General features: G+C 49.0%; 8 protein-coding genes. 7 read left to right on the plus strand and 1 reads right to left on the minus strand.

Features of this window, described 5'->3' with window-relative positions; genetic code table 11:
* Positions 1 to 113: 113 nt before the first annotated feature.
* Positions 114 to 2,789: a YhgE/Pip domain-containing protein gene (locus ABIC22_RS18305; RefSeq protein ID WP_354482902.1), complete on the minus strand. Its 2,676-nt coding sequence runs from the start codon at positions 2,787 to 2,789 to the stop codon at positions 114 to 116.
* A 660-nt stretch (positions 2,790 to 3,449) separates the two neighbouring features.
* On the opposite strand from ABIC22_RS18305, the gene pyrR reads away from it, so the two are divergent.
* The 7 genes from pyrR to pyrE all read left to right on the plus strand — a co-directional run bounded on the left by pyrR (position 3,450) and on the right by pyrE (position 12,540).
* Entirely contained in the window at positions 3,450 to 4,013 is a 564-nt protein-coding gene (gene pyrR / locus ABIC22_RS18310; protein WP_239299962.1) for a bifunctional pyr operon transcriptional regulator/uracil phosphoribosyltransferase PyrR, read from the plus strand.
* Complete coding sequence (locus tag ABIC22_RS18315; RefSeq protein ID WP_371859958.1) at positions 4,013 to 4,924, plus strand: aspartate carbamoyltransferase catalytic subunit; 912 nt, start codon at positions 4,013 to 4,015, stop codon at positions 4,922 to 4,924. Before pyrR ends, ABIC22_RS18315 begins: the two co-directional genes overlap by 1 nt.
* A 124-nt stretch (positions 4,925 to 5,048) precedes the next feature.
* Positions 5,049 to 6,353 carry a dihydroorotase gene (locus ABIC22_RS18320; protein ID WP_354482905.1) on the plus strand — a complete coding sequence of 435 codons (1,305 nt, stop codon included), beginning with the start codon at positions 5,049 to 5,051 and terminating at the stop codon, positions 6,351 to 6,353.
* Between the two features lie 344 nt (positions 6,354 to 6,697).
* Entirely contained in the window at positions 6,698 to 7,840 is a 1,143-nt protein-coding gene (gene carA / locus ABIC22_RS18325; protein ID WP_095359436.1) for a glutamine-hydrolyzing carbamoyl-phosphate synthase small subunit, read from the plus strand.
* A 1-nt stretch (position 7,841) separates the two neighbouring features.
* Positions 7,842 to 11,060 (plus strand): carbamoyl-phosphate synthase large subunit, encoded by a 3,219-nt coding sequence (carB, locus tag ABIC22_RS18330; RefSeq protein WP_127537803.1) that lies wholly within the window; start codon positions 7,842 to 7,844, stop codon positions 11,058 to 11,060.
* Positions 11,061 to 11,161: 101 nt separating this feature from the next.
* Positions 11,162 to 11,902 (plus strand): orotidine-5'-phosphate decarboxylase, encoded by a 741-nt coding sequence (gene pyrF / locus ABIC22_RS18335; RefSeq protein ID WP_127537804.1) that lies wholly within the window; start codon positions 11,162 to 11,164, stop codon positions 11,900 to 11,902.
* Positions 11,899 to 12,540: an orotate phosphoribosyltransferase gene (gene pyrE / locus ABIC22_RS18340; RefSeq protein WP_127537805.1), complete on the plus strand. Its 642-nt coding sequence runs from the start codon at positions 11,899 to 11,901 to the stop codon at positions 12,538 to 12,540. The genes pyrF and pyrE overlap by 4 nt, the downstream gene beginning before the upstream one ends.
* Positions 12,541 to 12,944 lie beyond the last annotated feature (404 nt).

The raw sequence follows: 12,944 nt of genomic DNA on the forward strand, positions 1-12,944 counted from the left end.
GTCATATGGATATGATATCCACTCGGCTTGTCTCTCTTTCTTTTAATTCAATGTGTAATTCAATGGGTGAATTCTAAGCAACAACCCTCTGCAGCAACATCTTTCTATTGGAATCAGGCTATGATTTTGGTCTTCTTTGCATTCTCGGCTGAACGCTTGGTGAGACTGCTAAGCGGACGTTTCAGCACAAGTGCAAGGATAAGACTAAGTGCTATAAATATACACAGCCATAGAATATCCTTGAGAGCAGCCTGCCACAATATGCCACCGACTGATTCACGAAGAAGGCTGATCGCATACGTGAAGGGCATAAACGGGTTCAATGCCTGGAAAAAGGGAGAAGTCATGCTGATCGGGAATGTTCCTCCCGAGCTTGAGAATTGAAATACCATAAATATAATCGCAATTCCTTTTCCAATGTTTCCGAAAACGGACAACAGGGTGTAAGTAATGGTGACAAACACGGCGCTTACCAACATGGCAAACAGGACAAACCATATTTTATCTGCTACATATGTTCCGAGAATCAGGATATCTCCGACCGTTACGCACACAGCCTGAAGCAACCCTATAGTTAGGAACGTACCTAAGCGTCCAAGGTACAATTGGTACCCTCGAAACTTGCCGTCCGGATTTTCTGCCTCAGCTCGAAGCAGGGAAATCAGTAGCGTGGAGCCGACCCACAGGGACAGTACGCCGTAAAATGGCGACATGGCAGATCCGTAGTTGGGAATCGGGTACAATTGATTTTCCTTGATTTGAACCGGACTCGCAAGAAACGCACTTTCTTCCTCAATATCTCCGCGCAGCAGTTTGGCAAGTTCGGCAAATTGATTATTGCCTTCCACCTCTCTGAGCTTATCCGCCGCCTTGCTGATGGCACTTTCCAGGTCCGGCAGGTCCTCTCGCACAAGTGTGGCAACGCGGTGCACGCCTTTTTCAACCTCTGGCAATTGATGTTGTACAAAGTCGGCTGCTCTGCCAATCTGCTTCTCCGCCTGAGGCAGATCGTTGCGGACAAAATCGGCTGCTTCGTTCAGTTTGGCCCCAACTTTGGGCAGGTCATTCTGAATTAAAGGCGCTACTGTATTCAGTGCCTGGATGAAAGCTTCACTTTTACTTTGCAATGTCTGTGATATTTCATGAATCTTGTTCTGTATTTGGGGCAGATCGCTTTGGATTTTTCTTAATTCCGTCTGTCCCAAAGTAATACCTTCCTTGGTAGCTGACAGGATGTCCGCTACATCCGGTAATTTGTCTTGGGCATCTTGTAAAGTATCTGCTGATGCCGAGAGAATAGATCTTAGTTTATCAGCTCCGGTAGTAAGAGCAGGTGCAATTTCAGCGTCATAGGCTCCAAGAATTCGGTCCACACCGCCGTTGATTTCCTCTGATAACTTGCTCAGTTGATCAATGATATCAGCTGGTGGAGTGGTATTGCGACGTAATGCATCGCTGATGATACCGGCAAGCTTCATTTGGAGCTGTAACTTGTCCGATAGGGTATTCAATCTGGTGATTTTATCGGCTAACGGATGGTTTGGAAGGAGATTGTCCATCTTGCCCAATAGGTCGGCCATACCGTCAACCAATTTTACGGCAACGGCAAGCCGAACAGCTATGCTGTCCAGTTCGTCTGCTGTAGGGAGTGCGCTAAGGTCCGTACCTTGAAGTCGATCAAACAAATCTCCGCCAGCACTTGCAATCTGCTGCACCAGCAATAGATTTTGCCGGATCACTGGTCCGATGGTCTGAAATGCTTCTTCACTGGCATCCACGAAACGATTCATGCCTTCAGCGAGTTCTACTCCGTTTTCTGTAATGCCTGAGACCGTGACAAGTTTATCTTGAGCAGCGGTTACGATAGTTAGAGCCTTGTCCGTTTTGGTTAAAGCCGTATCAATGACACCGGATACTTCACCAAAATGTTCATCCACTTCTTGAATACGTTCGACTGCGTTTCGAATATCCGGAATTCGCTCCTGTATGGCTAGTACCTCGGCAGAGGCATTCATAATCTGTGGCCAGTATTCCTGCACCTTAAGTATATACTTTGCCGCTTCGTTAATTTCGGGCAAACGCTTCTCGACTTCTACAATTTTTTGGGCTTCTTTGACGATTTCCGGCATCGCCTTTTCTACTTCCAACACTTTTTGTCCCGCAGACTGTATGGCAGGAAGATTCTTTTCCAGTGTAAAGATTCCATTTTCCATCTTGCGCAGGGTAGGTAGCTGTGCATCGATCTCCACACCAGCTTCTTTTAATTTGGTTAATACCGCCTCGCTAACCGCTTCGGTAAAACTTTCGTTTATTTGCGTTGTGATAGAAGAGACGCCTGATCCCGTGATTTTGGGAGCAATGGCATTGACTTTCTCATTCACGGTATAGATGACTTCGGGACGTTCCAGTTTTCCATCGACAATACCGGTGATTTTGGATGAGAAGTCACCTGGGATAAGCAGACTTGCATAATATTCACCCGTCTGCACACCACGGCTGGCCTCCGCCTGATCCACAAATGTCCAACCCAGCTTATGATTCTGCTTCAGGCTGGTCACCAATTCGTCTCCTATGTTAACCGTTGTTCCAGCGACGGTTGCTCCCTGATCTTCCGTGGTTACCGCGATTTTGATTCCTTGAGTATTACTGTACGGATCCCACACCGATTTAACGTTGACCCAGTCATACACCCCTGGCAGTAAAATAATGGCTACAATTAAGAATATGCCGGTTGGTACTTTTAAAATGTGAAGCCAGTCCGTTTTGTAAATTTGCCATATGTTACGCATGATGTCCTCCTAATTCTAATCAAATTCCAGGTTTTATATCATTCCCATCTCAGGAAGATACAAATCTTTATGTATATCGGTTCCTATGTTCGGAATGTGAACGGGCTTGCATTAAAGTTGTTTACCCCGTTCTTGCGTGAATAATCGACCTTTCTTGTAATATAAGCAGCTATAAAACAGAAGGGTTATATTGGATCGATTCAAGTTTGCAAATACCTATGGATAAATATGCAGAATCATTGTATAATTATGAGTAATGAATGAAATGTGATGTGCATGGATGTTTTTCAGCCGACCTGTTGATTCTAAAGGGAATACAGCAGGGGAGTTCGCCTGCTAAGGTGAGGTGTTGACAGGGGGTTGTCTTTCTGTCATAATTCATGAAGATAAACGAGCATATTGATCAATAACGCCCTGTGAGGCACTTCAGTATGTTCGACATGAATAGCACCTTTAAATCAGTCCCGTGAGACTGGCAAGGTAACGTGAACGATACATCGTTTTTTGCTGCGGCAATATAACGGTGCATCCCGAGAGTAAACTTTCTTCAGAGCGGTCTGAAGTTCGGAGACTCCTTGCCAATAAACACGGCAAGGAGTCTTTTTTGTTCTCCTGTCACGGGGCCATGATCTGGAGGGAAATCCTGAGGAGGCTGAACGCATGAGCACAGAAACACATGTCATTATGGATGAAACGGCGATCCGCCGCGCATTAACACGGATTGCCCATGAGATTTTGGAAAAAAACAAAGGGATCGACGGTTGTGTGCTGGTCGGTATCCGTACGCGGGGGGTTTATCTCGCAGAACGGATTGCCGCGAAGATTGAAGAAATCGAAGGCGCCAAGGTCCCCTGGGGAGAACTGGATGTAACTCCTTATCGCGATGACCGCTTGGACGAGAACAAAGCGAATCGCAAGGAACTGTTGATAATGACACCTGAATCACTTTCGATTCATGACAAGAAAGTGATTTTGTTCGATGATGTGCTCTATACCGGTCGTACCATTCGTGCAGCGATGGATGCCCTGATGGACTGTGGAAGACCGCAGAACATTCAGCTGGCCGTACTCGCGGATCGCGGACACCGGGAACTTCCGATCCGACCTGATTTTATCGGCAAAAACGTGCCGACTTCCAAATCAGAGGAGATTGAAGTGGCACTGATGGAAACGGACGGACAGGACGAAGTCAAAATCATTCAGAACCGGGGGGAGCAAGCATGATGATTACACAGACAGCATTGAAGGACCGGAGCTTGCTTGGACTGAAAGAACTTAGTCGCAGTGAGATTGAAGCGATTCTGAACAGAGCAGCCCACTGGGAAGCTCAGAAGGATAAATTGGTACCTGTACTTGAATCACGCTTTGTTGCCAACATGTTTTTCGAGAATAGTACACGTACTCGCTTCTCATTTGAGATGGCTGAGAAACGACTGGGTGCACAAGTGCTGAACTTCACGGCAGCAGCTTCAAGTGTAGAGAAGGGCGAGTCCATCTATGATACGGTACGAACACTTGAATCCATGGGCATTGATGCGGGAGTCATTCGGCTGAAACCAGCAGGTGTTCTGCAGCAGCTGGCTCAGAAGGTGAATGTTCCACTGGTAAATGCGGGAGACGGAAATAACGAACATCCAACTCAGGCATTGCTGGACCTGTACACCATGCGAAAAGCCTTCGGTGAGCTGAAAGGTCTGCGTGTATCGATCATTGGAGACATCATGCACAGCCGGGTTGCACGCTCGAATCTGTGGGCGCTGCAAAAGTTCGGAGCAGATGTACGCTTCTGTGCTCCGCAAACGATGCAAGCACCGGAACTCGCAGAGCACGCTCCTTATGTAGGTCTGGATGAAGCACTGAATGCGGATGTAGTTATGATGCTGCGGGTTCAGCTGGAACGCCATAAGCATGGTCTCATTACCTCGGCAGAGGATTATCGCGAACATTACGGATTGACGGAAGAACGGGCGGCACGCCTGAATCCAAACACCATTATCATGCACCCTGCTCCTGTTAACCGGAACGTTGAAATTGACGACGCGGTTGTAGAGAGTACAGCATCGCGGATTTTCCCGCAGATGGCGAACGGTGTTCCGATTCGCATGGCGGTCATGGAACGCGCATTAAAGCTGTAACAGGGTCTGGCTATGGGTCATAGGCTGACAGGGCGGATCTTCTTTAGAACGGTAAAGTACACGATAAATCCAAATCATTCGGATCCTCTGGGAATCCGGGTGAGAACCGAAGCGGAGGGCAATTATGCTACAGATTATTAAAAATGCGAATGTTTTGAATGCTCAAGGGGAACTCGAACGGAAAACAATCATTATAAATGAAGGCAAGATCCAAAAGATCGTCGGTGTGGAAGACGAAGCGGTCCTGCAAGCAGAACAATCTGCGCACAGCGCTACAGATGCTTCAGGCAAATTGGTAATTCCGGGCTTGATCGACATGCACGTGCATTTGCGTGAACCTGGTTTCGAACACAAAGAGACCATCGAGACAGGTGCCAGGTCAGCGGCCCAAGGTGGGTTTACAACAATCGCCTGCATGCCTAACACAAGACCCGTAACCGATAGTCCGGATGTAGTAAAGTTGGTTCTGAATAAAGCCAAGGAAGCTGATTTGGTAAAGGTTCTGCCGTATGCGGCCATTACCAAAAACGAGCTTGGTCGTGAACTTACCGATTTTGCCGCTTTGAAAGAAGCAGGGGCCATCGGATTCACGGATGACGGGGTAGGCGTGCAGAACGCGCAGATGATGAAAGATGCCATGAGCCTCGCGGCAAGCATGGATATGCCAGTCATCGCTCACTGTGAAGACGACTCTCTGGTTGTAGGTGGATACGTGACCGAAGGAGAATTCTCCAAGCGCCATGGTATCAAAGGCATTCCGAATGAATCCGAAGCGATTCACGTTGGCCGTGATATTCTGCTTGCCGAAGCAACAGGAGTGCACTACCATGTCTGCCACGTAAGTACGGAACAATCCGTTCGCCTGATTCGTCTGGCCAAATCGATCGGCATCAAGGTTACGGCTGAGGTGTGTCCGCATCATCTGGTTCTGTCCGATGAGGACATCCCGGGCATGGATGCCAACTGGAAAATGAACCCGCCACTTCGCTCACCGCGTGATGTCCAGGCTTGCATTGAAGGCTTGCTGGACGGAACGCTGGACATGATCGTAACTGATCATGCGCCGCATAGTGAAGAGGAGAAAGCCAAAGGCATGGAACTGGCACCATTCGGAATCGTTGGATTCGAAACAGCCTTCCCGCTGCTGTACACCAAGTTTGTAGAAACAGGACTTTGGAGCCTGGACTTCCTGGTTAAACGCATGACAGCCGATCCGGCACGGGTATTCCGACTGGATACAGGCAGGATGGAAGAGGGAGCACCTGCGGACTTGACCATGATTGATTTGAATCAGGAACAGGCAGTTGACCCTGCGACGTTTGCTACCAAAGGAAAAAATACACCATTTACGGGCTGGAAGCTGAAAGGCTGGCCGGTACAGACTTGGGTGGATGGCAAAAGCGTATGGAATAATACGGTACAACAGTAAATCGGCTTACCAATGAGTTATTAACTCTTTAATGCAATAACATCTTTTCAACTAACTCGAGGCAGACCATGCCGAGAGCCTAACATACGAAACAAAGCAAATTTGAATGGCATGGTTTTGAACTTGGGAGCCACAGTAGCACACGAAGTGGACAGAAAAGACCCGAAGAAGCGCAGCGTTCGCCTTTATCCCCGGATTACATCCATTTGAAAAATGGATAAAGAGTAATCTGGGGATAACAGCGATCGAAGGGCTTTCCGTCCACGAAGTCACCGCTACCGTGACACGCACCCCATGTTCAACGAAATGCATTCAAGTTTATAAACACAGAGGAGTGAAATGGGATGCAGGCACAGGCAAGATTATTGTTGGAAGACGGCACACTGTTCACCGGGAAAGCGTTCGGTGCTGAAGGTGAAACAACGGGTGAGGTCGTTTTTAATACGGGAATTACAGGCTACCAAGAGGTGCTTTCGGATCCTTCTTATTGCGGTCAAATCGTAACCATGACGTATCCGCTGATCGGTAACTACGGCATTACGCGTGACGACTTCGAGTCCATCCGTCCATTCGTGCATGGTTTCGTAGTTCGCCGTCATGAGACGGTACCGAGCAACTGGCGCGCTGAATACAGCCTGGATGATCTGCTGAAAGAGTACGGCATCGTCGGCATCAGCGAAATTGATACACGCATGTTGACTCGCCGGATTCGTCATCACGGCACAATGAAGGGAATTCTCACAACAGGATCGAAGCCTGTGGAAGAGCTGCTGGAGATGATGGGAGACACAAGCATCGCCGAGCTGCGCAACCAGGTACCTCTGACGTCTACGCAGCATGTGTACAACAGCCCGGGAACGGCTGAGCGTATCGTTCTTGTAGACTATGGTGCAAAAACAGGAATTCTGCGTGAACTGAGCAAGCGCAACTGTGACGTTGTTGTCGTGCCGCATGATGTAACTGCAGAAGAGATTCGCCGTCTTAACCCGGATGGAATTCAGCTGTCCAACGGCCCTGGGGATCCAAAAGATGTACCACATGCCGTTAAAATGATCAGTGAACTGCTTGGCGAATATCCGATCTTCGGTATCTGCCTCGGTCATCAACTCTTTGCACTGGCAGCAGGCGCGGATACAGAGAAGCTTAAGTTCGGACACCGCGGTGGTAATCACCCAGTCAAAGAACTGGAGAGCGGACGCTGCTTCATCACATCCCAGAATCACGGTTACACGGTTAACGAAGAGTCAGTGAAAAACACTGAATTGGAAGTTACACACATCAATAACAATGACAAGACCATTGAAGGTCTGAAACATAAAACATTCCCTGCGTTTTCGGTACAATATCACCCGGAAGCAGCGCCAGGACCTTATGATAACAGTTATCTGTTCGACCGTTTCATCGAAATGATTCGTGAGCACAAAATCACTAACCCGCAAAAGCCGCGTCAAGCCGTATTGGCAGCCGCAGTGAAAGGAGCGCAATAACATGCCGATTAACAAAGACCTCAAAAAAATCCTGGTGATTGGTTCCGGTCCAATCGTCATCGGTCAAGCGGCCGAGTTCGACTATGCCGGTACACAGGCTTGCCAGGCACTGAAAGAAGAAGGCGTGGAAGTTGTACTCATTAACAGCAACCCGGCAACAATTATGACCGATACCAATATGGCGGACAAAGTGTATATCGAGCCGATTACACTCGATTTCGTCACTCAGATCATTCGTCAGGAACGCCCAGACGGATTGCTGCCTACGCTTGGCGGTCAAACCGGTTTGAACATGGCCGTGGAACTGGCTCGTGCCGGTGTCCTGGAACGTGAAAACGTGAAATTGCTCGGAACACAGCTGACATCCATCGAGAAAGCGGAAGACCGTGACCTGTTCCGTGATCTGATGCGTGAACTGGAACAGCCTGTACCAGAAAGTGTTATTGTAACGACACTTGAGGAATCCCTTGAGTTTGCAGGAGAGATTGGTTATCCAATTATCGTACGTCCAGCTTATACGCTTGGCGGAACAGGCGGCGGGATCTGTGCGAATGAAGAAGAGCTTCGCGAGACCGTCGCAGCAGGACTTCGGTACAGCCCGATTGGACAATGTCTGGTCGAGAAGAGTATTGCAGGCATGAAAGAAGTCGAGTACGAAGTCATGCGTGACAAAAACGATAACTGTATCGTCGTCTGCAACATGGAAAACTTCGATCCGGTCGGCGTTCACACAGGTGACAGTATCGTTGTGGCACCAAGCCAGACGCTGTCTGACCGTGAATATCAAATGCTGCGTTCAGCATCCCTGAAAATCATTCGCGCCCTTAACATTGAAGGTGGATGTAACGTACAGTTCGCCCTGGATCCGCACAGCTTCCAGTACTATGTTATCGAAGTGAATCCGCGGGTAAGCCGCTCCTCGGCACTGGCTTCCAAAGCGACCGGTTATCCGATTGCAAAAATGGCTGCCAAAATCGCCATGGGTTATACGCTTGATGAGATTGTCAACCCGGTAACAGGCCAAACCTATGCTTGCTTTGAGCCAACACTGGATTATATCGTGAGCAAAATCCCTCGCTGGCCGTTCGACAAGTTCACTTCCGCGAACCGCAAGCTGGGTACACAAATGAAAGCAACAGGCGAAGTTATGGCTATCGGCCGTACCTTTGAAGAGTCGATTCACAAAGCAGTTCGCTCCTTGGAGATCGGTGTGCACCGTCTGTACTTGAAAGAGGCAGAAACATTGGACGAAGCTACGCTCAACGAACGTCTGGTCAAAGCCGATGATGAGCGCATGTTCCTGGTGGCTGAAGCATTCCGCAGAGGGTATACATTACAACAACTGCAGGATCTGACGAAGATTGACTGGTGGTTCCTGGACAAAATTGAAGGTCTGGTCGGCTTCGAAGATCGTATCCGTGAGGAATCCGAGCTGTCATCCGAAACGCTGTATCAAGCGAAGCGTCTTGGATTCACGGACCGTGCAATTGCTGAACTGCGTGCCCAAGGTCAACCTGGAAGCACACTGACAACGGAAGCAGAGGTTAGAGCTCGTCGTGAGCAGGAAAACCTTCGTCCGGTATACAAAATGGTTGATACATGTGCAGCGGAGTTCGAAGCAACAACGCCATACTACTACTCGACGTACGAAACCGAGAATGAAGTTATCCCTTCGGACAAGAAAAAAGTCGTAGTGCTTGGTTCGGGACCAATCCGGATCGGTCAAGGGATCGAGTTCGACTACTCAACAGTACACGCAGTATGGGCCTTGCAAAAGGCAGGCTACGAAGCGGTTATTATTAACAATAACCCTGAAACAGTATCCACGGACTTCAATACATCCGATCGTCTGTACTTCGAGCCTCTGTTCTTCGAAGATGTCATGAACGTGATTGAACAGGAACAGCCGGTAGGCGTTATCGTACAGTTCGGTGGTCAAACGGCTATCAACCTGGCTGCACCACTGCGTAATGCAGGTGTGACCATCCTCGGAACGGACCTGGAGAGCATCGATGAAGCAGAGGATCGCAAGAAATTCGAACGTCTTCTGTCCCGTTTGGAAATTGCACAGCCTAAAGGTAAAACAGTCATTTCCGTAGATGATGCAGTAGAGACGGCGCAAAGCTTGGGTTACCCTGTACTGGTTCGTCCTTCCTATGTACTCGGTGGTCGTGCGATGGAGATCGTATACTCTGATGCCGAATTGCTGACATATATGGAACAGGCGGTTAAAATCAATCCCGAGCACCCAGTACTGATTGACCGTTACATGCTGGGTAAAGAGGTTGAGGTGGATGCCATCTGTGATGGTGAGACGGTCCTGGTTCCAGGCATCATGGAACATATCGAACGCGCAGGGGTGCACTCCGGTGACTCCATCGCAGTTTATCCGCCACAGCACCTGTCCGACGATTTGAAAGAAAAAATCGTTGACATCACGATTAAGATTGCAAAAGAACTGAAAACGATTGGTCTGGTCAACATCCAATTTGTCATCCATGATGGCCAAGTGTATGTCATTGAGGTGAACCCGCGTTCATCCCGAACAGTACCTTTCCTGAGCAAAGTAACGAACATTCCGATGGCGAACCTGGCAACACAGGCGATCCTGGGTGTGAAGCTGAAAGATCTGGGTTACGTAGACGGTCTGTGGCCTGAGTCGGATCATGTATCGGTGAAAGTTCCGGTCTTCTCCTTCGCGAAGCTGCGTCGTGTGGAACCAACCCTTGGACCTGAGATGAAATCCACAGGTGAGGTTATGGGTCGTGACCCGAATTACGCCAAAGCGTTGTTCAAAGGTCTCATCGGAGCTGGAATGAAAATTCCGGCAACCGGAGCGATTGTAGTTACTGTGGCAGACAAAGATAAGGACGAAGCTGTACCGCTGCTTGAAGGTTTCTACAGACTGGGTTACAAAATCATGGCTACTGGAGGAACGGCAGCTGCGCTTGAAGCGGCAAACATTCCGGTAACGACGGTGAACAAGTTGAGCGAAGGTTCGCCGAACATTCTGGACATGATTCGCAGCGGTGAAGCGAACTTTGTCTTCAACACACTGACCAAAGGTAAAACACCGCAGCGTGACGGATTCCGAATTCGTCGTGAAGCGGTAGAGAACGGCATTGTATGTATGACTTCCCTGGATACGATTCGTGCCCTGCTGATCATGCTGCAAACGATCAACTTCTCTTCAGAGGCAATGCCAGTCTTTGTAAAATAAAAAGGTACTGATGAAGGACATCAGTCAGCCTGCGGGCTGGCGGGATGTCCTTTATATCGGGCAAAAACGGAAAAAACAAGCATGTGGAAGGAGCGGACTGGATGAATCACCCTAATTTCAATGAAATGGCTGGCCGTTTGATGGTCGCACTCGATTATCCTGATGCGGAGCAGGCCCAAGAGCTGGTACAGGCTCTCGAAGGTATTCCGTGTTATCTGAAAGTGGGAATGCAGCTGTTCTACGCAGCGGGTCCGAACTTTATCCGGGAGCTGAAAGCGAGAGGGTATTCGGTATTCCTCGATGTGAAGATGCACGATATTCCCAATACCGTTCGCGGTGGTGCCGAGAGTATAACCCGCCTCGGTGTAGACATGTTCAACGTACACGCAGCAGGCGGTACAAGCATGATGCGTGCTGCACGCGAAGGAGCGGAAGCAGCGCTGGCTGCAGATCCTTCTCTGAGAAGGCCGGAAATCATCGCAGTTACCCAGCTGACGAGCACAAGTCAGGAAACAATGAACAGCGAGATTGGCATTGAGGGAAGTGTGGAAGCGGCAGTGGTTCGTTATGCTGGACTGGCTCATGAAGCGGGCCTGGATGGCGTTGTGGCTTCTCCACTTGAGGTGCCGGCAATCCGGGCAGCATGCGGCAGTGATTTTCACACCGTTACCCCGGGAATTCGGCCGGCAGGCAGCGGTCTTGGTGACCAGACTCGTGTCCTCACGCCAGGGGAAGCCATCGCCAGAGGCAGTCATTACATTGTTGTAGGCAGACCGATTACAGGTGCGCCCAATCCACGTGAAGCAGCAGAAACCATTTTGAAGGAGATGTTGAACGCATGATCGCACTGAACGAGATTCCTAATCATATTGCTTCCCAACTGCTGAAGATTAACGCCGTGGCACTGCGCCCGCAGCAGCCTTTTACCTGGACGTCGGGGATCAAGTCCCCGATCTATTGTGACAACCGTCTGACGATGTCCTATCCAGAGATCCGCAATGACATTGCCGAAGCCTTCGCTGCCATTATTCGTGAGCAGTACCCGGATGCAGAAGTCATTGCAGGTACAGCAACCGCAGGTATTCCGCATGCAGCATGGGTAGCTCAGAAGCTGAATCTGCCGATGGCCTACATTCGTGACAAAGCGAAAGGACATGGTAAGGAAAACCTGATTGAAGGCATCATTGCCGAAGGCCAAAAGGTGGTTGTTATTGAGGACCTGATTTCTACAGGAGGTAGCTCAATCAAAGCCGCCGAAGCAGTACGTGCAGCAGGGGCAACACCGCTCGCCGTGCTGGCGATTTTCAGCTATCAGCTGGATAAAGGGGTACAAGCATTTGAAGAAGCCGGCATTCAGCTGCAAACCCTCTCCAACTATACGGCCCTAATGGACGTGGCTTTGGCACAGGGAACCATCCAGGAGAGTGATTTCGAGCTGCTCAAATCCTGGCGTGAAGATCCTTCTTCATTTGGTAAATAATATCATCTATGCATCTTGTGCTGTTCGACGTGTGAACAGTATCAAAATTGTAATGATTGGCGCTATAGAGGCAAATTATAGATTTGGCAAGAAGCATCCCGCACTCTGGGGTGCTTTTTTCGTTTGTTCATCAAAATATTAACTTTTTCCCGGCTACGTTGTAAAAAGCTTGTAACTTTTAGTTGGGACCGGTCGTTTATAATGCAGTGTAGTATGGAATAGATTTCTAATTTTAGTACCCTTAATGAAATGAATGGGATGTTAAGAAAGGATGAGCGTGATTGCTGGCATGAAGAAATTATTTTCCAGTATGAAATCTGCCAAAAGCCATTCAGGCGGGAAGCATGCAAAAGGGCACACGGAGCAGCAGAACACCGCCGGGCAGGAAGCCTCGGCATACATAA

It is taken from the genome of Paenibacillus sp. PvP094 (assembly GCF_040546835.1).
In the GTDB taxonomy this organism is placed as follows: Bacteria; Bacillota; Bacilli; order Paenibacillales; family Paenibacillaceae; genus Paenibacillus; species Paenibacillus illinoisensis.

Excerpts from the sequence above, each read along its gene's own strand:
- pyrF (WP_127537804.1), top strand. The coding sequence starts at position 11,162 with ATGAATCACCCTAATTTCAATGAAATGGCTGGCCGTTTGATGGTCGCA.
- ABIC22_RS18315 (WP_371859958.1), top strand. The coding sequence starts at position 4,013 with ATGATTACACAGACAGCATTGAAGGACCGGAGCTTGCTTGGACTGAAA.
- carA (WP_095359436.1), top strand. The coding sequence starts at position 6,698 with ATGCAGGCACAGGCAAGATTATTGTTGGAAGACGGCACACTGTTCACC.
- ABIC22_RS18305 (WP_354482902.1), bottom strand. The coding sequence starts at position 2,789 with ATGCGTAACATATGGCAAATTTACAAAACGGACTGGCTTCACATTTTA.
- pyrR (WP_239299962.1), top strand. The coding sequence starts at position 3,450 with ATGAGCACAGAAACACATGTCATTATGGATGAAACGGCGATCCGCCGC.
- pyrE (WP_127537805.1), top strand. The coding sequence starts at position 11,899 with ATGATCGCACTGAACGAGATTCCTAATCATATTGCTTCCCAACTGCTG.
- carB (WP_127537803.1), top strand. The coding sequence starts at position 7,842 with ATGCCGATTAACAAAGACCTCAAAAAAATCCTGGTGATTGGTTCCGGT.
- ABIC22_RS18320 (WP_354482905.1), top strand. The coding sequence starts at position 5,049 with ATGCTACAGATTATTAAAAATGCGAATGTTTTGAATGCTCAAGGGGAA.